General features: G+C 59.0%; 20 protein-coding genes and 4 pseudogenes. 13 read left to right on the top strand and 11 right to left on the bottom strand.

The window, feature by feature from the left end:
- Nucleotides 1-91 precede the first annotated feature (91 nt).
- Entirely contained in the window at nucleotides 92-268 is a 177-nt protein-coding gene (locus AB4120_RS14160) for a hypothetical protein (RefSeq protein ID WP_441642435.1), read from the bottom strand.
- Between the two features lie 41 nt (nucleotides 269-309).
- Here AB4120_RS14160 and ku point away from each other — a divergent pair.
- Nucleotides 310-1088 (top strand): annotated as a pseudogene (gene ku, locus AB4120_RS14155) (non-homologous end joining protein Ku).
- A gap of 659 nt (nucleotides 1089-1747) precedes the next feature.
- Here the strand turns inward: ku and AB4120_RS14150 are convergent.
- A complete protein-coding gene (locus tag AB4120_RS14150) occupies nucleotides 1748-2779 on the bottom strand; it encodes a TerC family protein (protein ID WP_441642434.1) in 1032 nt (343 codons plus the stop codon).
- A gap of 149 nt (nucleotides 2780-2928) precedes the next feature.
- On the opposite strand from AB4120_RS14150, the gene nhaR reads away from it, so the two are divergent.
- Nucleotides 2929-3861, top strand: coding sequence for a transcriptional activator NhaR (gene nhaR / locus AB4120_RS14145; protein WP_441642433.1), 933 nt, complete (start codon nucleotides 2929-2931; stop codon nucleotides 3859-3861).
- Between the two features lie 62 nt (nucleotides 3862-3923).
- Nucleotides 3924-4178, top strand: a pseudogene (locus AB4120_RS14140) (ISNCY family transposase); the annotation flags it as partial.
- A gap of 8 nt (nucleotides 4179-4186) precedes the next feature.
- Here the strand turns inward: AB4120_RS14140 and AB4120_RS14135 are convergent.
- Nucleotides 4187-4510, bottom strand: a pseudogene (locus tag AB4120_RS14135) (IS30 family transposase); the annotation flags it as partial.
- A gap of 789 nt (nucleotides 4511-5299) precedes the next feature.
- On the opposite strand from AB4120_RS14135, the gene cynS reads away from it, so the two are divergent.
- The 6 genes from cynS (at nucleotide 5300) to AB4120_RS14105 (ending at nucleotide 10362) form a co-directional block, all read left to right on the top strand.
- Entirely contained in the window at nucleotides 5300-5770 is a 471-nt protein-coding gene (cynS, locus tag AB4120_RS14130) for a cyanase (RefSeq protein ID WP_441642432.1), read from the top strand.
- Nucleotides 5771-5924: 154 nt separating this feature from the next.
- Nucleotides 5925-6122: a hypothetical protein gene (locus tag AB4120_RS14125; RefSeq protein WP_441642431.1), complete on the top strand. Its 198-nt coding sequence runs from the start codon at nucleotides 5925-5927 to the stop codon at nucleotides 6120-6122.
- A 228-nt stretch (nucleotides 6123-6350) separates the two neighbouring features.
- Complete coding sequence (locus tag AB4120_RS14120; RefSeq protein WP_441642430.1) at nucleotides 6351-7748, top strand: dihydrolipoyl dehydrogenase; 1398 nt, start codon at nucleotides 6351-6353, stop codon at nucleotides 7746-7748.
- Between the two features lie 105 nt (nucleotides 7749-7853).
- Nucleotides 7854-8480: a glutathione S-transferase family protein gene (locus tag AB4120_RS14115; RefSeq protein WP_441642429.1), complete on the top strand. Its 627-nt coding sequence runs from the start codon at nucleotides 7854-7856 to the stop codon at nucleotides 8478-8480.
- Between the two features lie 207 nt (nucleotides 8481-8687).
- A complete protein-coding gene (locus AB4120_RS14110; protein ID WP_441642428.1) occupies nucleotides 8688-9413 on the top strand; it encodes a glutathione S-transferase N-terminal domain-containing protein in 726 nt (241 codons plus the stop codon).
- A 271-nt stretch (nucleotides 9414-9684) separates the two neighbouring features.
- Entirely contained in the window at nucleotides 9685-10362 is a 678-nt protein-coding gene (locus AB4120_RS14105; protein WP_441642453.1) for a carbonic anhydrase, read from the top strand.
- 574 nt (nucleotides 10363-10936) lie between these two features.
- On the opposite strand, the pseudogene AB4120_RS14100 reads toward AB4120_RS14105, so the two are convergent.
- From AB4120_RS14100 to AB4120_RS14085, 4 genes and pseudogenes are all read right to left on the bottom strand, one after another.
- Nucleotides 10937-11176 (bottom strand): annotated as a pseudogene (locus AB4120_RS14100) (alpha/beta fold hydrolase); the annotation flags it as partial.
- 208 nt (nucleotides 11177-11384) lie between these two features.
- Nucleotides 11385-11864 (bottom strand): nuclear transport factor 2 family protein, encoded by a 480-nt coding sequence (locus tag AB4120_RS14095; protein WP_441642452.1) that lies wholly within the window; start codon nucleotides 11862-11864, stop codon nucleotides 11385-11387.
- Between the two features lie 43 nt (nucleotides 11865-11907).
- Nucleotides 11908-12525: a glutathione S-transferase family protein gene (locus AB4120_RS14090; RefSeq protein ID WP_441642427.1), complete on the bottom strand. Its 618-nt coding sequence runs from the start codon at nucleotides 12523-12525 to the stop codon at nucleotides 11908-11910.
- A 137-nt stretch (nucleotides 12526-12662) separates the two neighbouring features.
- Nucleotides 12663-13310, bottom strand: a complete 648-nt coding sequence (locus AB4120_RS14085; protein ID WP_441642426.1) for a cysteine hydrolase — start codon at nucleotides 13308-13310, stop codon at nucleotides 12663-12665.
- Between the two features lie 315 nt (nucleotides 13311-13625).
- Between AB4120_RS14085 and AB4120_RS14080 the strand changes: the two genes are divergently transcribed.
- Both AB4120_RS14080 and cynR read left to right on the top strand, forming a co-directional pair.
- On the top strand, nucleotides 13626-14693 hold the full coding sequence (locus AB4120_RS14080; RefSeq protein WP_441642425.1) for a Glu/Leu/Phe/Val dehydrogenase dimerization domain-containing protein: 1068 nt from the start codon (nucleotides 13626-13628) through the stop codon (nucleotides 14691-14693).
- A gap of 223 nt (nucleotides 14694-14916) precedes the next feature.
- Complete coding sequence (cynR, locus tag AB4120_RS14075; protein WP_441642424.1) at nucleotides 14917-15816, top strand: transcriptional regulator CynR; 900 nt, start codon at nucleotides 14917-14919, stop codon at nucleotides 15814-15816.
- A 45-nt stretch (nucleotides 15817-15861) separates the two neighbouring features.
- Here the strand turns inward: cynR and AB4120_RS14070 are convergent, their stop codons facing one another.
- Nucleotides 15862-16518: a carbonic anhydrase gene (locus tag AB4120_RS14070; protein ID WP_441642423.1), complete on the bottom strand. Its 657-nt coding sequence runs from the start codon at nucleotides 16516-16518 to the stop codon at nucleotides 15862-15864.
- Between the two features lie 286 nt (nucleotides 16519-16804).
- Here AB4120_RS14070 and AB4120_RS14065 point away from each other — a divergent pair, with 286 nt between their 5' ends.
- Entirely contained in the window at nucleotides 16805-17602 is a 798-nt protein-coding gene (locus tag AB4120_RS14065) for an alpha/beta fold hydrolase (protein ID WP_441642422.1), read from the top strand.
- Nucleotides 17603-17732: 130 nt separating this feature from the next.
- Nucleotides 17733-18752, top strand: coding sequence for a helix-turn-helix transcriptional regulator (locus AB4120_RS14060; RefSeq protein ID WP_441642421.1), 1020 nt, complete (start codon nucleotides 17733-17735; stop codon nucleotides 18750-18752).
- Here the strand turns inward: AB4120_RS14060 and AB4120_RS14055 are convergent.
- From AB4120_RS14055 to AB4120_RS14045, 3 genes are all read right to left on the bottom strand, one after another.
- The gene (locus AB4120_RS14055; protein ID WP_441642420.1) at nucleotides 18725-20155 is read right to left on the bottom strand and encodes an aminotransferase-like domain-containing protein; all 1431 of its coding nucleotides are present in this window, start codon (nucleotides 20153-20155) and stop codon (nucleotides 18725-18727) included. The genes AB4120_RS14060 and AB4120_RS14055 overlap by 28 nt on opposite strands.
- 219 nt (nucleotides 20156-20374) lie before the next feature.
- Nucleotides 20375-21337, bottom strand: coding sequence for a LysR substrate-binding domain-containing protein (locus AB4120_RS14050; RefSeq protein ID WP_441642419.1), 963 nt, complete (start codon nucleotides 21335-21337; stop codon nucleotides 20375-20377).
- 102 nt (nucleotides 21338-21439) lie between these two features.
- Nucleotides 21440-22300, bottom strand: a complete 861-nt coding sequence (locus AB4120_RS14045) for an AraC family transcriptional regulator (protein ID WP_441642418.1) — start codon at nucleotides 22298-22300, stop codon at nucleotides 21440-21442.
- Nucleotides 22301-22607 lie beyond the last annotated feature (307 nt).

The raw sequence follows: 22607 nt of genomic DNA, 5'->3' as shown, positions 1-22607 counted from the left end.
ACTGATCCTGTGACTCACGACGTAGCGATCCGTATCTCCCATGCAGCACGCGCGACCCGGAATCGCCATATCGCTCGCGCATCTCCTACGCTCATTCCATTCCCCTCGAATTCCGGGGGTGCATGATGGCTGCGCGCTCTATCGCCTCGCTTTCGATCAGCTTCGGCTTGGTCTCGATCCCCGTAAAGGTCTTTTCCGCCACAGAATGTAAGGCGGCCATTGGCTCAATCATCTCCACAAAGGCTGCGGGTCCCGTCTGCGGCAGCAATACATCTCCCAGCGTGAGGGTGTCCTGGTCGACCGGGCCGAATGGTCAAAGGCTACGAGTTCGAGAAGGACAAATATGTGATCTTCGAGCCTGACGAGTTGAAGGCCTTCGAAGAGGCAACGCAACACACCATCGACATTGTGGCCTTCGTGCCACTGGCAGCCATCGACCCTATTTACTACGACAAGGCGTACTTCCTAGGCCCGGCGAAAAACGAGGCGGCAAGCGCTACAGCTTGGTCTCTGAAGCACTACGCGCAATCGGGAAATGCGCCCTAGCCAAATGGAACTGGAAGGGCAAACAATACATGGTGCAGATCCGAGTGGGCGAGGACGGGTTGATCGTGCAGCAACTGCTGTATGCCGACGAGGTCCGGTCAGTGGCTGACCTGCACGTTGAGACCGTTGCGGTTTCCGGCGCCGAGTTGTCGCTGGCCGAGCAGTTGATCGAGCAGAACTCGGTGGAAGGCTACGATCCCGCCGAGTACACCGATGAAGAGAAGCAACGGATCCGGGCGCAGATCGACAAGATGACATCATCGGCACCCCCCGAAACGCTGTCATGGGGCTTGTTGCCGCGGGCGTCGTGGCGCATGTACGCGTCCACCATGGTGAATTGCTTCCGCGACTTAGTGATACTGCGCATGGCCGCTGCGCTGCGCCAGTCCCATATCTCAGCGGGGCGCATAAGGGAATCGCTGCTCCGCACCAAAGCCATCGCTGCAGACGCAGCGAGAGATGGTAGAGAAGGGTCTATCCTCGATTACCGAGCGGACCATAGCGATTGTTACGCCATGAGGCCGGGTGAGTGGAGGCCCTGATGAGATCGACCTAATAGGCAAGCCCTAGCAGGCGTAATGCCCGCTCAGGGTTACAGATTCAACCGGTCGATGCAACGTTGTGAGCGCTCTGGCAAAGGCGGGCTTCCTCGGGGCAGTCCCCTACAAGAGGGGCGGCGCTGCGCCTCTCCCCGCGAACGACCGCTAACGGCAAGACTGACGGACCGCTTCGGGTCGATAGCTGCCCGTGACAACCAGCCCGGCCGCGCCGCGGCGCCCCGTCATGCAACCGCCCCACCCTGCTCCCCCTCAAGCACAAACGGCCAGCGTCACCGCCCGACGGGCACCCAATAAAAGAGCCGAGGTCAGCACAAACCGCAAGCCCGTGCCGACATTTCAAAATAGCCAGCGCCCCGCCCTTTCAGAAATGCCAAGGCACTAGATGTCACGGCAAAATGCAAATATCGGATTACAGCTAGATAGAAATGTCGGGGTTGACCATGCTGTTCGCCTTGCGATTCACGCACGGAGGCATCGTGACGGCACGTCCAGACCTGGTGACCGTGAGCATGCGTGAGCTGGATCGGCTCAAAGTCGTCGATGCCGTTGTCCGTGAAGCGACACCCAACAGCCTTTGGGTTGGGTGTGCCATGCAAATCCCCTGGGTCAGGATTCCGTGCAATTCAACATGCCTCAGGACATCAGCGCTCCAGCTGGCGGGCCGGCGCATCCGGCATGTCAATTCCCACTCGACCAGTCGCGTTGGCGGAGGCTGCAGCCCGCGTCTTCCACAGCGACACCACTACGCCACCGGCGATCAGTGCCGCCGTGACGCCAAGGCTCAGCAGCGACGGGATCTTACCGATGATATTCACCAGAAATATCTTGCCGCCGATGAACACGAGCACCAGGGCCAGAGCGTACTTGAGGTAGGCAAAGCGGTGGATCATCGCCGCCAGCGCGAAGTACAGCGCCCGCAGGCCCAGGATGGCGAAGATGTTGCTGGTGTAGACGATGAACGGATCGGTGGTGACGGCGAAGATCGCGGGGACCGAGTCGACTGCGAAGACCAGGTCCGCGAACTCGACCATGCACAGCGCGAGGAACAGCGGCGTCACCCAGGTCACAGCGCGGCCGCTTGCCGGGTGGGGCGCGCGTACGAAGAAGGCGTTGCCGTGCAAGCCGGTCGTGACGCGCAGCTGACCGCGCAGCCAGCGCAGCAGCGGGCTGTTCTCGAGGTCTGGCGTATGGTCGGCCATCCAGAGCATCTTGATGCCCGTGACCACCAGGAATGCGCCGAACAAGTACAGTATCCACGAGAACTGCGTGACCAGCGCCGCGCCGAGGCCGATCATCATCGCGCGAAGCACTATCACGCCCAGAATGCCCCAGAAGAGCACGCGGTGCTGGAACTGGCGGGGAATGGCGAAGAACGAGAAGATCATCGCGATCACGAATACGTTGTCCATCGACAGCGATTTCTCGATCAAGAAGCCGGTGTAGTAGTCGATGCCGCTCTGGGCACCTAGCTGCCACCACAGCCAGCCGCCGAACAACAGGGCCGCGCCGATGTAGCCGCCCGAGAGCCACAGGCTTTCCCCGATGCCAATTTCATGGTCGTCGCGATGTAGCACGCCCAGGTCGAAGGCAAGCAGCGCCACCACCACGGTGGCAAAGACCAGCCACAGCCAGACGGCGTGGCCCAGGAACGGTGTGTCGAGGAATTCGATCATGTCGATGAATGGATACCAGGGCGCGGAACGCGCCGGTATGTACCCGGCGTTCCGATAGTCGCACTGTAGGGGCGCAACGCTCAGAAGAAAATCAGAAAATATGCGCGATACTTCGGTGAAACCGAAGTTTTCACGACCGGGGATCGCGCATGAACTATAAGCACCTGCACTACTTCTGGACCGTGCTGCGGGCAGGCGGCATCGTGCGCGCCAGCGAGCAGTTGCACCTCACGCCGCAGACGCTCAGCGGCCAGATCAAGCAGCTCGAGGCGCGCGTCGGACAGCCTCTGCTGCGCAAGGCGGGCCGGGGCGTGGAGCCCACCGACGCGGGCCGCCTCGTAATGCGCTATGCCGACGAGATCTTCGCGCTAGGTGCGTCGTTGCAGGAAGCGTTGGCAACGGGGCGCGACGCGCGGCGCACAGCCGTGTTGCGCGTCGGCATTGCGGACTCCGTGCCCAAGGCGGTGGCGTTTCACATCCTGGAGCCCGCCATGGCGCTGGCGCAGCCGCCGCGGCTCACATGCCACGAGGGCGGACTTACGGGCCTGCTCGGTGAGCTGGCGGTGCACTGGCTCGACCTCGTAGTGTCGGATGTGCCCGCACCGGCAAGCCTGAGCGTGCGCGTCTACACCCATCTGCTCGGACGAACGGGAGTGTCGTTCTTCGCCGCGCCCGGGCTGCTGAAGGCTACCGGATGGACCATACGGCGGGCGCGCAACGCCTTTCCCGCCTGCCTGGCCGACATGCCGCTGTTGCTGCCCACCGCGCCGACGGCGCTGCGCCCGCGGCTCGACGCGTGGCTGCGGCAGCATGCGCTGGCACCACCGGTGGCAGCCGAATTCGACGACAGCGCGCTGCTCAAGGCGTTCGGCCGCGAGGGGCGAGGCATGTTTGCCGCCCCTAGCGTGTTGTCCGACGAGATCGCGCAGCAGTATCAGGTGGTGCCACTTGGCACGCCGCACGATCTGATGGAAGAGTTCTACGCCATCTCGGTCGAACGCCGCATCACGCAACCGGCCGTCGCGGCCATCACGGCGGCCGCGCGCGGCAAGCTGTTTGCATCTGACACAGGCGGTCTGTGAGCGAATAGTAGACCGTGCCGCGGGCTAGCCCAGCCGGGCAGGAAGCAGCGACTATGAGTCTGATCGGCGCTGACATTCTGTGCGCCAACACGAGCCAAGCCGAGGGCCGCGTAGAACGGATGAACGGCACGCTGCAGGACAGCTTAGTGAAGGAGCTGCGCGTACGCGCGATCAGCGCCATGGACGCGGCCAATGCCTATGCGCCAGCCTTCATCGCGGACCTCAACATCCGCTTCGCCAAGGTGCCGCGCAGCGACTTCGATGCCCATCTGCCGCTGCGTGGCAACGAGGACCTGGAACGGATAGGCGGCTACCGACTGCGGATTCATCCGGTCAACGCAACAGCTCGTTGGAATCGATCAGCCGGTGTCTCGAAGTCTAGTGTTTTGCGTGGGCGTTCGTTGAGTTGTCTGGCTATGGCGTTGAGCTTGGCTTGCGAATAGACAGAGAGATCGGTCTCTTTGGGGAAGTACTGTCTCAGAAGGCCATTTGTGTTTTCGTTCGAGTCGCGTTGCGACAGATGCTGAGGGTCGCATAAGTAGGGCTTGATGTCCGTGGCCACGGCGAAACGCTTGTGTTCTGCCATTTCGGATCCCCGATCACAGGTAAGCGAATTGTAGAGTTCCTGCGGCAATTTACACGCATGCTTGCGCCTTCCCAGTGACCGGGTATTCCGCGGTTCTCGGCCGTCGCAGGCCCCGCCCGCCCTCAATCCAATCACATGTAGCTACTCATGCAAATGTTGTGGCCCGGATGTCCCACGGCCTGCGGCCGGTTCGACTGGCCACACTGAAAGGCGGAGGGGCGGGAGTTGCCTCAGCACCGACACGTCCGTGCGCGGGTGTGCCGACGTCAGAGTCCGGCCACGAAGGGGCCGTTTAGTCCCCCCGCGCAATCGGCCGGTTCACCGTTGGCTTCACCAGGGCTGGAGCTTATCGTCCCCAGCGACGGCAAAGCAGCGTCACCGAACTCCCCTCGCATCCGTCCAGGACGCCTGCGACACCCCGCCATGCTCGCAGCCAATTCCGAATTGCCGCCCGGGGGAGACCAAAGGTGCGGCGGCCGCCCCGAGCAGATAGGCGCCCTCTCCCCGGTGGTAGCACAAGCACATTGGTTGCGCAGACCCTTTCGGCGGCCGCCGAGCTTATTGCATTTGCTTATGGGCGGAAGAATGAATCCGTCTTGGACGTTATTGTCCGGCTCATCCATTCTCTAGCCATCGGCTCCTCGCCAGCAACGAAGCAGCAGCTGCGAGGGAGAAAGCGAGAGCCTGTCATGCCACCGTCCATTTCGTATTCGACGGCAAGGAATTCCGGCAACTCTCTTTCTCTTCGCATCTGGCAGACAGAACCGATTATCTACCTTGCGCTTTATCCGCACAGGTCCGTTCACTTAGTCACCGCAGCCTCATCCAAACAGGCTTCATCAAGGAGTTACCATGCCCCAATCTCAAATCAATCAGTCGTCACGTCAAGCACTGACCGACACCATCATCGATGCCAAGGCTCGCAAAAATCTGACCTTCGAGGAGATCAACGAAGGCACTGGCTTGACCCTGGCCTTTGTCACGGCCGCACTGCTCGGCCAGCATCCATTGCCCGCCGCCGTCGCCAAGATCGTCGCTGACAAGCTTGAACTGGGCGACGAAGGAACACGCCTGCTCCAGACGATTCCGGTGCGGGGCAGCATTCCGGGCAACGTGCCCACCGACCCGACGATTTACCGCTTCTATGAAATGATCCAGGTCTACGGCACGACCCTGAAGGCGCTGGTTCACGAGAAATTCGGAGATGGCATCATCAGCGCCATCAATTTCCGCCTCGACGTCAGCAAAGTGGAAGACCCGGACGGCGGTCACCGCGCGATTATCACGCTCGACGGCAAGTATCTGCCGACCAAGCCATTCTGAGCTTTTTGGAGCAGGCGACCGCTGGACTTTTCCGGTCGCTCTCGCCGCTTACCGCGTCGCCTGCTCTCCCATTCCTTCCCATTAGTTCTTTCGCCATCCCCCATGTGGGCAACAACGTCGTCGCGGCGCGCTCACAGATCTACGGAGCATTACCATGAAACGCACTCTCCTCACGCTACTCGGCGCAGTGGCCCTTACTTCATCCCTATCTGCACTCGCAGGGCCAGACTGGACAGTTATCGACCGCGCTCGTGCGGCAGCCAAGGCACAGCAAGCTCAGCAGCAAGCCAATACAGCACTCGTACAAGAAGCTAATGCAGTCCTTCAGGAAGCAGGCAAAGCACCTTTGTAAGCGCCAACGCCGACGGTCGGCTGACGCAAACGGAGCACGCCCGGGCAACCCACCGACACTTTGAAGTTGGTAACCAAAGAGGGGCATCGGACAACTGAGGCTCACCTCTAGCAGCGCCGCCGGCGCGACGCGCCACACTCGGCACGCCCGCGTAATCCCAGCCCCCGGCGACCGTCACGCACCATCAATTCGCATACCAAGGCAAGCATCTCCATCAGGATTCTACTCATGAGAACTATCCACACCGATGTGGCCATTATTGGCGCCGGCTCAGCAGGATTATCTGCATATCGCGCTGCCGTCGCACATGGCAAGCGTGCCCTTCTGATCGAGGGCGGCCCCTACGGAACCACATGCGCCCGCGTTGGCTGTATGCCCTCCAAGCTGCTCATCGCCGCCAGCGAAGCAGCACACAGTGCCAAAATGGCCGCAGATCTCGGTGTGGATATCGACGGAACCCTTCGGATTAACGGCCATGCCGTCATGGACCGTGTCCGCCGCGAGCGCGACCGCTTTGTAGGGTTCGTCGTGAGCGGGGTAGAAAATATCCCAACGACAGACAGGTTAGTCGGTAAAGCACACTTCATCGACAATACAGTTCTGCAGGTTGGCGGGGACATTGTGGTTCGTGCCGGTCGCGTAGTGATCGCTACGGGGTCTGTGCCGGATGTTCCGGAAACTCTGCGCGTCTTCGGCGATCGATTGATCATCAATGACGATGTGTTTTCGTGGAATCAACTACCTCGGAGCGTAGCAATCTTCGGACCCGGCGTGATTGGATTGGAGCTCGGTCAGGCCCTCTCGAGACTAGGCGTGAGGGTCAGAATGTTTGGACGGACTGGATCTCTAGGCGGCATCACTGACCCGGTCATCCGCGCGCATGCGACCCAGATCTTCACTACCGAACTTCAACTCGACACGAATGCGAAAATCATTGCGCTCCGGAGAGAGGGTGACGAAGCGGAGATTACCTTCGCTGACGGACTCAATCGCGAGATAACCGAGCGCTTCGAGTACGTCCTTGCTGCCACGGGTCGCCAGCCGAATATCCAGAGCCTTGAACTCCACAACACATCGCTAATACTGGACGCCAGCGGCGTGCCACGCTTTGATCCCCTCACGCTGGAGTGCGCAGGCGCTCCGGTCTTCATCGCAGGCGACGCGAACAATGTCCTGCCAATTCTTCACGAAGCAATCGACGAAGGTAGGACAGCCGGCGAGAACGCCGCCACATGGCCCGAAGTCAAGCCTCTGCTACGCCGGGCCCCCCTGTCGATTGTGTTCTCCGACCCTCAGATTGCCATGGTTGGCAAGCATTTCACGGAACTCCAACCCGGTAAGTTCGTGACGGGAGAAGTCAACTTCGAGGATCAAGGCCGCAGCCGGATCATGCTCTCGAACCGAGGCCTGATGCGCCTGTATGTGGACCGCTCGACTGGGCGCTTCCTCGGCGCCGAATGGCTGGGGCCGCGCGCTGAACACCTGGCCCATACCTTGGCCTGGGCATACCAGCAACACCTGACTGTCGATCAAATGCTGGCGATGCCGTTCTATCACCCAGTTGTTGAAGAGGGCCTGCGAACCGCCCTGCGTAATGCAGCAGCAAATCTAGCGCACGCCTCCTGACGACTCCCGCCCAAGCGCGTCACGGGCCCCTTCCACCATTTAATCGCACGACGGATAGACTGCGGCCAGCGCGCCGACGTCACAGTCGAAGTGCCAGGCAGCATCATGACTATCGTTGTTCATCATTTGGAAAACTCTCGCTCCCAGCGCGTTCTCTGGCTCCTTGAGGAACTTGGGGTCGCGTACCGTGTGAAACGCTATGCACGCGACCCAGTCACGAAGCTTGCGCCACCAACACTTAAGGAATTCCATGCGCTCGGAAAATCTCCGCTAGTGCAGCATGACAACCTTACGGTCGCAGAAACCGGAGCGATCGTCGAGCACCTTGTCGGCGTGGCTGAAAGCACGATCGGCCTGCCCATCGACGAGGATGCCGCGAAGCGATACACCTATTTCATGCACTATGCGGAAGGATCGCTCATGCCGCCGTTGTACACGCTGATTGTGATCGGCCGTACAGGAGGGGGTTGCTCAGAAGCCGTGGATGCAGTCAGGCGAGGCTTCGCCGAGCACCTGCTGTGGATGGAGCGGGAGCTGGACTCCCGCAATTGGTTTGCCGCGGACAGCTTCACTGCCGCGGACGTCATGATGAGCTTCCCTCTGGAAGCCGCACGCCACCTCGGCTTGCTTGACGCCAGTTATCCGAATCTGCATGCTTTTCTCGCCAGAATCCACGCACGCCCCGCGTATCAGCAAGCGCTGGCTCGGGGTGGCCCTTACGCCTTCGCATGAGCGTTGTGCGTCTGCGAACCTTCCGAAAATCGGAATCATCGATACCTGCGGACCCTCGACCGTGATGCCGGCACTATGGCCGCTTCTTGCATTCAGACAGACAGTGCGTTCTCGCGCCATCCATTCCGTCTTGCGTCCCCATTGCCTAGATTGAAGGCGTAGGTCTCCGCAGTTCGCAAAGTGCCGCCCCCCACTTCAGGACCAATCATGCTCGTCCAAGATAAAACATCCGCGCCGTTGGATTTCTACTACTGGCCAACGCCCAACGGTCAAAAGGTCGCGATCTTCCTCGAGGAGTCTTCCCTTCCCTATCGATTACACCCGACGGACATCAGCAGGGGCGCGCAACACTCCGCGGCCTTCACGCAGATCTCACCGAACAATAGGATTCCCGCGATTGTCGACAATACGGAGGGAATATCGTTGTTTGAATCGGGCGCGATTCTGCTCTATCTCGCGGAGCGTAGCCGCGACTTCATTTCCATGAATGTTGCCGACCGCGTTGAAGTTCTCAAGTGGCTATTCTGGCAAATGGCTGGCCTTGGCCCCACGCTTGGACATACAGTATTCTTCAGAAACTATGCGCCTGAGCCGTCGCCCCTCGCCACTCAACGCTTCAGCGTGGAGACAGCGCGACTGTATGGTGTCCTTGATCGCCAACTGGCCCACCGCGAGTTTATCGCTGGCGCTTATTCGATTTCTGACATGGCCACATTCCCGTGGATTCTGCAGCACGACAAACAGGGACTGTCCCTTGCCGGCTTTCCTCACGTGAAACGATGGCTGCACACGGTGCAAGCGCGCCCGGCAGTGCAGCGCGCCTACGACCTCGGCGAACGGGTCAGACCATGCCGACTCACGGACCAGAATCGAGCGGCCCTGTTCACGCTCAACACGGATACCACCACGAATGCGTCCGCGCATCGTGGCTAGCGCGATCGCGTCTATCGCATAAATCCTTTCGCATGACATTCTCTACGATGCCACCCAATACGGTGATATCGTTTTTTCTTGTTTTGCACGGCAACTTTCGCTATCGCACGGGAGTGGAAACCACGCGCTCCCCATCGCCGAAGCGTGCACTAATATCGATGGCAAGCCTATCCGGAAGGTTCATACCACCCATCGGGGATCATGTGGAGTGCCCCATCGCGGATATCGTCACCCAGTCGATAGGTACGAGCGCACCTTGAGCGAGGGCATTATGAAAGAGATTATCGAAGGATTCCTGAAATTTCAGCGTGAAGTCTTCCCTGCGCGTGCGGCCCTCTTCAAGAAGCTTGCCACGGCACAGAACCCGACGGCATTGTTCGTGACATGCTCCGATAGCCGCGTAGTCCCCGAACTCGTTACCCAACGAGAACCTGGAGATATCTTCGTGATTCGCAATGCGGGAAACATCGTGCCTTCTCACAGTGGCGAGCCCGGCGGCGTATCGGCGACGGTGGAATATGCCGTAGCGGTATTGGGGGTCACGGACGTCGTGATTTGTGGCCACTCCGATTGCGGCGCCATGACGGCAATTGCCACCAATAAGGACCTAACTCATCTGCCGGCGGTAGCCAGTTGGTTGCGGCACGCCGACGCCGCCAAGGCCGTCAGTTGCGCGCAGAAACATGGCTCTCCCGCGGAGGCACTCGATTCAATGGTCCGCGAAAACGTCGTCGCGCAACTTGCTAACATCCGGACCCACCCGTCCGTGGCGCTTGGGCTCGCCAACGGCACTCTCAAACTGCATGGGTGGGTCTATGACATCGAAACTGGAGGGATTCGTACTTTCAATAGCGAGTCTCTGTGCTTCGTGTCGCTCGCCGATTATCCGGAGGCCTGCGCGACGCCAAAGAGGTCCACAGCAAGGGCTTCCAAGCAGAATCAAGTGTGACGTGAGACCCCCGCGCGAGCGCGTCAATCCACAATCATTGGTCCAGGCTTGATTGCGGCGCGCACCGAGCCCCCGTGGCTCGGAGATGCATTGAAGGGTCGACATGCATGACGCGCCTGGTTGACCATCAAGCTGGCAAGGATTGAGACAGGCTAGCGCGTGAACTTCGTCGGGACGTCGAAATAGCTCACCGCGCTGTCGATGGCCCTTCTCAAGCCCCGTCCGGATATCGACCGCGTTTGGCGTGCGATTCATCGCGAACCAAGAAGATTGTCTTGCGCTGGCAGCGCTTTAAGAGCTCGAATCTGAGGCCTACACTGCGAAGCATCCGAGAGCCGATCAATTCAGATCGGACAGCCAAGGAAAGAGCCATGCCCCCTCGCCAGTTGTTCTACTGCAGTCTCTCAGTTGTAGCTGCCTTCGCTCTACTGGCACTTGCAGGCCCCCCCAACGACGAACCAGACTTTGTGTCTCATCATGTCAGGGAGTCGTGTACCGTCCAACCCGCCGCCCACTAGCACGGACGATGGGCATTTGCGCGGCTGCAGCCCATGACAGCGTGAAGAAATCGCGGTCAGGTTCGAAGAAAAGCCAGCAGATCAGCGTTGAATCTCTCCTTATGCGTATCGGTCAGGCCTTGTGGTGCACCAGGATAGATAAGCAGTTTTGAGTTCTGCACAAGCTTTGCCGAAGCCCGGCCCGACGCATCAATGGGAACGATCTGATCGTCACCATAAATAATCAGCGTGGGCACATCTATCCTCTTTAGATCCTCGGTGAAGTCGGTCTCCAAGAAGGCTTTGATCGAGTCGACTATCATCCCGCGCCCCGGGCGCACCTGAAGCAGTCGCAGCCATCGCCGGTGCCGGCAGATTTGCGGCGGCCAGGGCCCCGGCCGTCGCAGCGACAGTCAATAACAGCGTACGTCTAGACGACTTTCAAGTGAAAACTTGACTGGCGGACATAGCTTGCTCCCGTTTTGAATGCGCCCGGCGGCCTGCCACGTGTCCCAGGCGCGTCCATTAGAGGCCCAATGCACTTAATGAGGGGTGATCGTCAGGGCGGCGTCCCAACGGCCAATGGAATTTCCTCTCAGATTCCTGGATCGGCATGTCGTTGACACACGCATATCGATGATGCATGAGCCCATCCGGGCCAAATTCCCAGTTCTCGTTGCCATATGACCGAAACCAATTGCCCGCAGTGTCGTGCCATTCGTATGCATAGCGCACGGCGATGCGGTCACCGTCGAATGCCCAGAGCTCCTTGATCAGGCGATAGTCCAGTTCCTTCTGCCACTTGTTCTCCAGGAATTGCCGCGCTTCCTCGCGATTGTTGGCAAAGTCCGTACGGTTTCGCCATTTCGTATTCAGCGAATAGGCAAGCGAGACTTTGTCGGCATCCCTTGAGTTCCAACCGTCCTCCGCAAGGCGAACCTTCAATGCCGCGGACTCGCGCGTGAATGGCGGAAGCGGCGGGCGAACATCTTGGTCAGAAGTCATCATCGGATCCCCATGAGGAGTGAGGGAGGAGTCGGCGTCTACGTCATGCATTTGCGGCAAGGCCAACTGGCGTCTTCTTGAATTCCACGAATCCAGGCAGCGCTTCGATGCGTCGCAGCCAGCCGTTGATGTTCTTGTATCCCGACAGATCGACGTTGCCTTCCGGCGCACGCGCGATATATCCATACAACGCTACATCAGCGATGGTGGGATGATCCTGCGCAATATATTCTCTTCCCTCAAGTTCGGCATCGATCAGCTTCAGGATGCCGTGAGCGCGAGCGATCGTATCCTCGGGGCTGTAGCTGGCGCCGAACACCGTAATAAGACGGGCTGCGGCCGGGCCATAGGCGATTTCGCCTGCGGCAACGGAAAGCCATCGCTGTACCGCCGCTGCGGCCAATGGCGTTTCGGGGAGCCAGTCTTGGCGCTTGAACTTCTTGGCCAGATATACGAGGATCGCATTTGAATCCGAGATCACGTCACTACCGTCAACGAGTGTCGGAACCTGACCGAAACGATTGAGCTTGAGGTATTCCGGTGACTTGTGCGCACCGGCGCCCAGGTCAACCTCGACAGCATCGTAGTTCACACCAAGGAGCGAAAGAAACAGACGTGCACGATGTGAGTGGCCGGACAGTGGATGATAGAAGAGCTTCATGGCAACCTCTCTCAGTGAAAATGTGGATCGTTCTTGCGAACCTTTCATTTACAGAGACCGGAAACGACAGAGAGCCGGTGTACCCACCGTTGCGGAGGGAGCGCAGAGGTCGCCGCACCACGGCCTCCCAGCAAACATCAAATCATCTGGCTCAGTACCTCGTCCGTGGACAGTACCGCATGCGCCAGGAACTGGTAGTTGACCATTGCCGCCAGGTATCCATCTCCCCACACGGGATGCCGGGGACCGGCCGTGGCGTCCTTGACCACAGCAACTTCAAATCCTTGCTCAAGGAATTCGCGCAAATGCGCTTCCACACACATGTTTGCCAGCATGCCGCCGAGGAGGATCTTGCTTATCCGTCGCTTGCGTAATTGTAAAACCAGGTCATTGGTCTCCGGGCCGAAGACCTTGTGAGGCGCAACAACAATAGTCTTGCCGTCATTGATGTATGGCTTGAATCGATCCAGCCAGTCCGCCCCGGAATCCTCGAAGCCTTCCAGATTCAGCAGGCCGCTTCGCGCGAAGGTGCCCGTGCGAAATTCATCTGCTTCCAGCGGCCCGTTGATCTTCCATCCCTTGTCGGTCGGATAGAAATAGTGGGGAGAAATGAAGACGTCATACGTCCCCGCCTTCGCCGCCTTGAACAGGCGCTCCATGTTCTCGACTGTCCGGTTCTCGGTAACGCTTGCGCCGACCGCTCCCCAGTTCTTTCCGGTCGGGCTGAGAACGTCGTTCTGCGGATCGATAAACACTATCGCCGTATCGTGGCTTCGTATTTCCATGGCACCCTCTCCTAAGGATTGGCTACCCAAGACAAACCGTAGCCAAGGTTGCAATCTAATATGGCTGGCGGTGGATCGTCGCGTCTTGCAGCTTCGCACGGTCGGATTTGAAATCCCACGTGATCCCACGCCGCCGGACCTGCGCGAGCCTAGGCGCCGCGTGCGCAAGAACGTTCTATCACCTCGTTAGGCTGCTCCGTAGACTCCCAGATGCCCACCGATGAGGCTATGTTCGCCTTGGCCCGGTGGCAAATCGACCACCACGAGCCGCCTACTACAAGTGGCTGTTTATCCATCGATCGCACGGGATCACGCATGCAAGCCATTCAAATTCCAACTGACCACGAACACATCCAGGTAAAGCAAGGACGTCGCAGCGGCCTTCCCGTCATGATTGGCGTCCATTCGACCGTACTGGGACCGGCCATTGGCGGCTTGCGTATCAAGCACTACGCTGCGCCCTTCGAGGGATTGATTGATTGCTTGCGACTATCGCAAGCAATGGCATACAAGGCCGCAGCTATCGACAATGGCACTGGAGGCGGAAAGTCGGTCGTCCCGCTTCCGCTCGGGACGGAACTCACACCCGCATTGCGCGAAGCTATCCTGCTGGACGTCGCGGACCAAATAAATGAAATGCAAGGGGCCTATATGGCAGGGCCCGACGTTGGGACCGGCCCAGAAGATATGGACTTCCTGTTTCGCCGTACGCCTTGGGCGGGAGGACGTAGTAAGGCGGCCGGTGGCGCGGGCGGGACGACGGAGGGGACCTTTGCAGGACTGGAGAGCGCCATCGATGCGGCGATTGAAGTCGCATTATCGCGCGACTCAGTTCGCGGACTGCGCGTCAGCATCATAGGCCTGGGGGGAATTGGCACGCTGCTCGCCCAGTCCCTTAAGGCACGCGGTGCCCAACTCTTGCTATCGGATATCGACAACGCAAAGAAATCCCTGGCCGACGAGTTGGGTGCAGAATGGCTATCACCGGTCGAAGCAATGCTCACCGAATGTGACATCCTGGCGCCTTGTGCGCTGGGCGGCATCCTGACCGAGGACGTCGCCGCACAACTCCGTTGCCGCGTGATCTGCGGCGCGGCCAACAACGTGCTCTCGCACGACTTGGTAGGAAAGTCCCTACGCGAACGCGGCATCGACTATGTTCCAGATTTCATTGCGAACGCAGGAGGCCTCATGTTCGCATCCGCTGTGGAGGTATATCGTCGCACGCCGGATGACGCCATGCTTCACACTAGGGAAGGCATCGCCAAAAATGTGCGCACGGTACTGCAGCAATCCAGACAGGGCGCAGGCACAACGGTGGAGGCAGCGCTGGAGCTGAGCCAACGCCGGCTTGATGCGGCGTTGCAACGCCGCGCGACTTGAGCGCACAATTTGAATCGCTCGCCAGATGACCTATCGAGGCATCCGGCGGCGAGCCCGAATCGTCTGGCGCCAGAATCGCTTCGGCATCGACTTCCGCTTAGGCTGACCAACTACGTTTGTGAGCACTCAGGGCATCGGCTAATCTGGAGACGCCGTTGCGCAATTGGAGTTCGGCACTCAGCAGAATGCATCCGACGATTGCGCAGGCTACCAAGGACAATCCATGTTGCTCCGCCATATTCGGTACTTCCTCGCCGTAGCAAACAGCGGAAACTTCACCCGCGCTGCCGAAGCTGTCCATGTCTCTCAGCCCGCCCTGTCACAGCAGATCAGACAGCTCGAGGACAGCCTGGGGGTGCAGTTGTTCGACCGTACAGGTCGCACCATCAGGCTCACCGATGCAGGTGAGGCCTATCGACAATACGCCCAGCGAGCACTGCAGGATCTTGACGCCGGAAAGCGAGCCTTGCACGATGTTCGGGATCTCAGCCGCGGTACCCTGCGCCTGGCCATGACACCGACTTTCACGCCATATCTGGTCGGCTCGCTCGTGGAGATATTCCGACAACGCTATCCCGCTCTCGCTCTATGCCTGACCGAGTTGCCACAAGAGAAGATGGAGCGATTGATACTGGATGACGAAATTGACCTTGGCATCGCCTTCTCTCCCCTCCACGCCGATGAGCTTGAGGCCACGCCAGTCTTTGAAGAGGATCTTTCCCTCGTGGTTTCAGCCAGCCATCCCTATGCGACGGGAAGCACTTCATTGGTTCCCGCCGCATTGGCAGCCGAACCGTTTGCATTGCTCACATCGGCCTTCGCCACCCGCAAGTACGTGACTGAGTATCTTACCGGGCATGGCGTGACGCCGCACGTAGCAATGGAGGTGAATTCTGTTGGCGCCGTAATCGAAGCCGTGCGCTGCGGCAAGCTCGTGACGATCCTGCCAGCCGCCATTGCGAGACGCCTCCGTGGACTGCGTGCGATACCACTTGTCCCTGCTCCGCCAAGACGTACCGTCTTCTTTCTCCAACGCCAAAATTCCTATCGCTCGGCCGCATCGCAAGCTTTCGTAGCGTTCGCAGCCGAGGCGTACCATTCCGATGCCACTGAATTGCCATGACACTTCACCTCAGAGAACGGGCATCGTGTCATGGCAATATGGCAATCACGCTGCCACACGCAAGGCGGGAGTGGCAGTGACCTCGGGATGATCTGAGAGTGGCACGAAGGTTCCTGCACCGCCATCCAACGACTCGATCACGCCCGTTTCAATATCGAACACCCAGCCGTGCAGGCTGACCTTGCCCTGAGCCACAGCCAATGCAACCGAGGGATGTGTACGCAGATTCGCAAGTTGGGCGATCACGTTCTGGCGCACCATTGAATCTACTTTCGCTTTCGTCGACGGGTGTTCCATCGATTCATTGACCACTCGTGCGGCGTCGGCGTGGCGCAGCCAGCTCTTAACGGCGGGCATATGATCAAGATGGTTACAAGTGGCTACCGCAGTCATAGCGCCACAATCGGAATGTCCACATACGACGATGTCTCGGACGCCCAGCGCGGTAACCGCATACTCCACCGTGGCGGTAACACCGCCCGGCTCGGGTCCGAACGATGGCACGATATTCCCCGCATTCCGGATCACGAAGAGATCGCCCGGCTCACCCTGCGTCAGCATCTCCGGAACCACTCGGCTGTCAGAGCACGAAATGAAGAGAGTGCTGGGGCTTTGTGTGCTGGCCAGGCTTTTGAAAAGATCGGAACGCTCCGGATATGCTTTGCGCTTGAACTCGAGAAATCCTTTAACGATGTCCTTCATGGTGTAACTCCTGATCTGAAACGTCGGTGAAAGCATCATGGACGAGCGGAACGATAAGGTCTAATACCGATTCCAGATGCTGATGATAAGCACCGCTTATTTTTAAACGGCCACGCATGACTGGAGCAAGGCCTCTGCAACCGGGAAATCGGCCGCCTCTGCTACTGGAATCGAAGGTCGGGTGGACCTACTCTGAGGTCGGCAACCCGCGGTTGGCTTATGGCGAACTTGAAGCCAGAGCGCGCGGCGACTCCCACACACCGTCGCGATGTTGGAGAATCGGCAAATGGAGTTCTTCTTCCACGGCCACCGCTTTAGATATTCCGTCAGGGGCGAGGGGACAACGCTTCTCTTCCTACACGGACTCGGTGGACGCTCCGAGAACTGGCTGCACCAACAAAGCCATTTCAGTGCCCGCTACCAAGTGGTGTGCCCTGATCTGCCTGGGCATGGGCGTTCAGAGGGCGCGACAATGCCGTTTCATCTCTACTGGGAAACCGTCGTAGCGCTATTGGATCACCTTGGAATTGCCAATTGCATTGTGTGCGGGCTCTCGAGTGGCGCACGCGTTGCCATCGATCTTGCGGCACAACGTTCGCAGCGGGTCACTTCACTTATAGCAATCAACACATTTTTGCATCTGACGGAGCCGGATCGTGCCAGACGCATTGCGCTGTATGACCTGCTCTCCCATGCCGACGGACCGCGAGCCTGGGCGACGGGCTTGTTGGAGGCCATGAGCATTGCGCCCACAAGCCGCATTGGTCGAGGATTCCTGCGCTCTGCAGACAAACTCGATCCCCTCCACATTCAGCGCATCTTCGCGGAACTCCTCGCGTACGACCAGCGACCGCTCCTTGCACAGGTGCACGTCCCAGCGTTGCTGGTCCGTGGCGAAAGCGATCATTTCGTACCGCGGTACTGCGCCGAGGAGATGCTGACCGGGCTGAGAAACGCGCGCCTTATCGTGTTGCCAGAAGTGGGCCATCTGCCCTACCTCGAAGCTCCGAGTCGATTCAACGCCTTGCTCGACGAACATCTGGCACTGCTGCTTTACCACACACGCCATTCCCGCGTGGATTAACGGCGAACTGCTACCAATGAAAAGCGCCCGACTGCTGCTTTCATACTGAGGGGCCGGTGGATAGTCTTCCTGTATGCAGTGAATGGCGTTTACCCCCGATTCGAAGTCGCCTACCGCATAGGACAGCAGCATGGTAAAGAACCGACCCCTCGCCAGCGATCTTTTGCTCGGCCGCATCGCATCCGCCTTCTTCGGTCCCATACATCTCGAGCATGCATGGCGACAAAGCAAGGATTTTGGGGGAAACCTTGCCCCCAGTGCATGCGTCATCAGCAGGTGGACAGACGAGCGTCGGGAGCCGCGCGCATTAACATCCCCAATACTGGCGCATCACTACACCGTAGAGATATTGCTATCCAACACCATGGTCGATTGCACGCGCAATGGCCACTACATCTGCACCCGTGCCGGGCGTTTTGGCGGAACACAAGTTACCCCGCCAGGTCAGCAGGTTATCTGTCGATTCGAACGGCCCTGTGATGCTTTGCACCTTTTCCTCCCTGGCTTAGCGCTTGACGAGGCTGTCCGAGGCCTTGGTGCTTCGGGCGATCAACCCGCACTTCATGACCCAGGCTACCGGCGAGATATGTGGTTGGGACGAATCGCCCAGACGCTGGCAGAGACCGGCGAACAGCGTGGCCCTGTGGCCGAGTACATGGTGGCAAGCCTGGTTCGGGCAGTAATCGCGCATTTGATCAATAGGCAAATTGATAACTCAGATGGTGCAGTGCCGTTTGCCGGACTGCAGCCATGGCGCCTCAACAAAGCCATCGATTTCATTGAGGAGAACGCCGGGGAGCCCATCACTCTAAACGACATGGCAAGCCACGTCGAACTTAGTCGCATGCATTTCGCCGCGCAGTTCCGCCGAGCGACGGGTCTTTCCCCGCATGCCTATCTGAACCGTTCCCGTATCGAGCGCGCCAAGAATCTTCTAGTTCGCGGTCATGAATCATTGGCCGAAATTGCCCTGCAGGTGGGATTCAGTTCGCAGAGCTATTTCACGACGGTCTTTAGAAAGCATACTGGCCTTGCGCCGGGACAGTGGCGTATGCGGCAAATGCGCGACGCTCGGCTCCCTCTCCAATATGCGGCAGGTTTCGTCCGAGAAAATCCCGCCGTTTACGCTAATCTAATGCAGGCAGTGTAGCTTTCGGCATCAAGCATTCCGCCGAGGCTCTCCATCGCGGCCGCGAGCGTCGCATTCCATGGCGTGCCAAAATTAAGTCGCACGTGGTGCGTATATCCCCCCGACGCCGAAAAAATGGGCCCTGGCGCAATACTGATCCCCCTTCGCGCCGCAGCACGGAACACAGTCGCCGCATCATGGTGGGGGGGAAGTTCGACCCAAAGGGAATGCCCGCCACTCGGCCTCTCATACGTCGTCAAATCGGGGAACCACGTGGCAATAGCATGTGCCATATCGTCCAGTTGTTGCCGCAAAGATACGCGCAGCCCACGTAGATGCCTGTCGTAGCCACCGGCCTGCAGGTATTCGGCAATTGCATCCTGCACGGGTCCGCTAGTTGGCCCCGTAGTGCTGAGTTTCAGCCGGCGAACGCGCTCCGTATATCGCCCGGCGGCAACCCAGCCAACCCGGTACCCAGGTGCAAGCGATTTAGAGAAAGAGCTGCAATGCATGACCAGCCCGCCCGCGTCATATGCTTTGGCAGGCAAGGGTCGGCGGCCTTCGAAGTACAGTTCACCCAGTACATCATCCTCGATCAGGGGGATGTCATAGCGATCAAGCAGTCCAACAAGCGCCTGCTTTTTCTCTGCGGTCCAGGTAATGCCCGTTGGCTGATGGACGTTGGGCATAAAGACACAGGCGCGAACGGGCTGCCAGCGTAGCGCCTCTGCAAGTGCCTGAAGATCGATACCCGAGGCGATGGTCACCGGTATCTCAAGAGGTTTCAATCCCAGACGGGCAATTGCCTGAATCGTCCCGTAGTGACACGGCGACTCTATCGCGACGATGTCCCCTGGTCGGGTCGCTGCCTGAAGGCATAGGTTAAGTGCCTCAGTGGCACCGTCCGTGATGATCAACTCATCAAGCCTAAGCGACACGCCCATACCTGCATAGCGAATGGCAATCTGACGCCTCAACGCTTCATTGCCTGGGGTCAGGTTGCGCGAAGTACTAGCCGTTGGCGAGAGGCGAGCCACGTGTCGGATTGCACGCGCCAACCGCTGCAGAGGAAACAACTCCGGGGATGGAAAAGCCAGGCCCAACGGCGCAACGCCGGCACGCTGCCCCACCTCGATGGCGGAGAAAACAAGACTGCCTGTCGGTGGATCGTCAAAGCGGCTACCAGTCGCCAAGCTCGCTTGCGCGTCGTTGCTCGCGCTTGACGTTACAAAGTAGCCGGAGCGCTGGCGGGAGAGCGCCAATCCCCATTGCTCAAGCAGCCCATAGACTTGAAAGGCTGTGGACTGCCCCACACCGCGCTCTACCATCAGCGTCCGTATCGACGGCAAGCGCGTACCAACCGGGATGCCCTGCGAGCGAATCTGTTCTGCCATCGCGCTGGCAATTTCTTCGTAACGCCTCATGGTCAGCCCCCGCAGTCGCTTTTTCCGGCCGGCCCCCATAAGAGGCTGGATCGGCAAACGGTGTCGCAAGCGCATACCGGTACCCCACCGCAGTGGCTATCCAGTCTTTCTTTGCCTTGCTCAAACTATTCTTTTCGAAAATGCACGACCCAACAAGAAAGGATGACCTTTGACTCCATAACTGCCGATTATGGCTACGGCATCCCCGAGCACCTATCATTACCGATTCACGCGCCGCGGCACCGGTTTCTGCGCGAGCGCTGGCTCCGCCCTATCGAGCTGGCCAGATAGGGCGGACACCTCGCGCGCGAGCTGGACTCTCATATGCCGCATGAAGCGCTTGGCGTCCTCCGACAGCGGCGCGCCCGCTCGGAAAGCCACAACGCTGGAAAGGATGACGTCCAGGGCCAGTGGACGAATAACAAGCCCCCGGGAGACAAAGTCGGATGCCACCAATGGATGCGCGATGCCCACACCGACCTTCGCCAGCGCCATCTCGCAGACCGTATGTGAGTTGGGTGTCTCCACCACCGGATTAAGCGCAACTCCGTGGCCATTTATTTGCGCCTCAAGCGCCATCCGCGTGGGGTCGCCTGAGTTCAAGGCAATGAATGCGTGCTCACCAAGATCCCGTGCTGTAATGAGTCCATTGCTTGCCAGTGGGTGCTGTTCATGCATCACCGCCACGGCGCGCAATTGCGCGAATGTTGAATGCTCCAGGCCCGCCATCGAAATACCCGCTGCCAGCAAGCCGAAGTCAACCTGACCAGCATTTACTACGCGATGAACCTCGTGGGAGTTCATCACCTGCAACGAAACACGGACGCTCTGGTTTGTCGCTTCAAACGCCGCGACGACCCGCGCCATAAACCCCTGCCCAAATGCAGGATTGGACGCGACGGCCAGACGGCCGAGCCCGAATGAACGCAAATTACGGATGCGATACTCTACGAGCTCATACCCCGTGAAGAATCGATCAACATCGCTCATCAATGCCAGACACTCGCGCGTAGGGACAAGCCTGCCTCGCGTACGCTGGAAGAGCAGTAGGCCTGCCGTGGCCTCTAACTTGCGAATCGCCTGACTTACCGCCGGTTGTGTAATGCCAAGCAGGCTAGCCGCCTTGCTCATGCTTCCCGACGACATAACAGCCCGAAAGATCTCTATTTCACGGATGCCCATGTTAGTAGGAATAATTGACCAGCTCCAACATGCTCTTTACCGCACCGCGCTCGATTCCAATTACCCGAAGGATAAGCAAAGAGGCGGATCCTTGGGCTGAGGCTATTGGGTCGAGCACATGCGACGCGATTGTCTTGCGACAGTGCCTGGCGTAACGCCGAGGAGGGACTTGAAGTGCCGACCCAGATGACCTTGATCGGCGAATCCCAGGTCGACGGCGACATCACTGATTGTTTCCCCTCGAAGCAATCTCGCTTTCGCCTCATGAATGCGCAAGACCAGTTGATACCGATGTGGCGATAGCCCAGTCGCGGCGGAAAAGCGTCGACACAACTCAAAGGTCGACATTGATACTTCCCCTGAGAGTTGCTCGAGCGAAATGTCCTGCGCAAAGAATGCTTTCAGATAATCGATTCCGCGACGGATTGCGACGTCTGCCGGGATCTTCGATACCCAATCGGCAGCAATCGGCCCCTGTCGCTGCCCAAACAGCGCTTCGCAGAGCAAGTCCCATTCGCTCGTCCAGGCCTGCAGGCTGTTTGGCTGTTCCAACGCGAGTGAAACGATGCGATGCAACTGCGCGCCGATATGGTGCTTTCGGGCAGGAGATGTGATCGCGTCGATCGACACCTGATGAATAACACGCTGACGCTGCCATTCCGTATCAGGGATGTATAGCATCGTGTACTCGCAGCCGGCCTCGTCGAGGGACCTGCCGGCATGAGCATGATGCGGAGGAAGAACATATACGTCGCCCGAACCCATGGCATGCGGCCTGCCGCGTTTTGCCGAGATGTCTTTGGCGCCAGCCAAGACAGCACCGATCGCCCAACTATCGTGGGCATGCTCCCCAAACTGATGCTTTCCAAACTTGGCATGCAGGACTTCAATGCCTTTAGGTTCACTAACGACCCCGTAGGCAACGAACTCCGACGCCGAACCGCTCCCGTTCCTGCGCTTCATACGACTCTCACAACTATAGGTGTCAATTAGGTCACAATTTGGACTCGCAGCCGGATGCCGGAATCGCTGTTGGCCTATCTGCGCGAGCCTTGGCAAGTACCTGGACGCTGCCACATGATCGAAGCTTGCACGTTGCACATCCTACTCGATTGATTTGCAAAGTTCACACCTGGTACGCGTGCAAGCCCAATTCTGGCAGCAGGGTCTGCGTCGCGCCAGATGCGTTCGCACAATACTTCGAGCCTGAGACGGAAGAGCAAATTACCGAGACGCGCCAGCAACGATTTCGATCCGCCAGCCTCTAGAC

Source organism: Cupriavidus sp. 2KB_3 (assembly GCF_052115685.1).
Taxonomy (GTDB): domain Bacteria; phylum Pseudomonadota; class Gammaproteobacteria; order Burkholderiales; family Burkholderiaceae; genus Cupriavidus; species Cupriavidus campinensis.
This window is presented reverse-complemented; position numbering and strand designations above follow the sequence as displayed.

Excerpts from the sequence above, each read along its gene's own strand:
- AB4120_RS14065 (WP_441642422.1), top strand. The coding sequence starts at position 16,805 with ATGGAGTTCTTCTTCCACGGCCACCGCTTTAGATATTCCGTCAGGGGC.
- AB4120_RS14090 (WP_441642427.1), bottom strand. The coding sequence starts at position 12,525 with ATGAAGCTCTTCTATCATCCACTGTCCGGCCACTCACATCGTGCACGT.
- AB4120_RS14105 (WP_441642453.1), top strand. The coding sequence starts at position 9,685 with ATGAAAGAGATTATCGAAGGATTCCTGAAATTTCAGCGTGAAGTCTTC.
- AB4120_RS14095 (WP_441642452.1), bottom strand. The coding sequence starts at position 11,864 with ATGACTTCTGACCAAGATGTTCGCCCGCCGCTTCCGCCATTCACGCGC.
- AB4120_RS14055 (WP_441642420.1), bottom strand. The coding sequence starts at position 20,155 with ATGAGGCGTTACGAAGAAATTGCCAGCGCGATGGCAGAACAGATTCGC.
- AB4120_RS14060 (WP_441642421.1), top strand. The coding sequence starts at position 17,733 with ATGGTAAAGAACCGACCCCTCGCCAGCGATCTTTTGCTCGGCCGCATC.
- cynS (WP_441642432.1), top strand. The coding sequence starts at position 5,300 with ATGCCCCAATCTCAAATCAATCAGTCGTCACGTCAAGCACTGACCGAC.
- AB4120_RS14115 (WP_441642429.1), top strand. The coding sequence starts at position 7,854 with ATGACTATCGTTGTTCATCATTTGGAAAACTCTCGCTCCCAGCGCGTT.
- AB4120_RS14080 (WP_441642425.1), top strand. The coding sequence starts at position 13,626 with ATGCAAGCCATTCAAATTCCAACTGACCACGAACACATCCAGGTAAAG.
- AB4120_RS14070 (WP_441642423.1), bottom strand. The coding sequence starts at position 16,518 with ATGAAGGACATCGTTAAAGGATTTCTCGAGTTCAAGCGCAAAGCATAT.
- AB4120_RS14045 (WP_441642418.1), bottom strand. The coding sequence starts at position 22,300 with ATGAAGCGCAGGAACGGGAGCGGTTCGGCGTCGGAGTTCGTTGCCTAC.
- AB4120_RS14120 (WP_441642430.1), top strand. The coding sequence starts at position 6,351 with ATGAGAACTATCCACACCGATGTGGCCATTATTGGCGCCGGCTCAGCA.
- AB4120_RS14150 (WP_441642434.1), bottom strand. The coding sequence starts at position 2,779 with ATGATCGAATTCCTCGACACACCGTTCCTGGGCCACGCCGTCTGGCTG.
- nhaR (WP_441642433.1), top strand. The coding sequence starts at position 2,929 with ATGAACTATAAGCACCTGCACTACTTCTGGACCGTGCTGCGGGCAGGC.
- AB4120_RS14125 (WP_441642431.1), top strand. The coding sequence starts at position 5,925 with ATGAAACGCACTCTCCTCACGCTACTCGGCGCAGTGGCCCTTACTTCA.
- AB4120_RS14085 (WP_441642426.1), bottom strand. The coding sequence starts at position 13,310 with ATGGAAATACGAAGCCACGATACGGCGATAGTGTTTATCGATCCGCAG.
- AB4120_RS14110 (WP_441642428.1), top strand. The coding sequence starts at position 8,688 with ATGCTCGTCCAAGATAAAACATCCGCGCCGTTGGATTTCTACTACTGG.
- cynR (WP_441642424.1), top strand. The coding sequence starts at position 14,917 with ATGTTGCTCCGCCATATTCGGTACTTCCTCGCCGTAGCAAACAGCGGA.
- AB4120_RS14050 (WP_441642419.1), bottom strand. The coding sequence starts at position 21,337 with ATGGGCATCCGTGAAATAGAGATCTTTCGGGCTGTTATGTCGTCGGGA.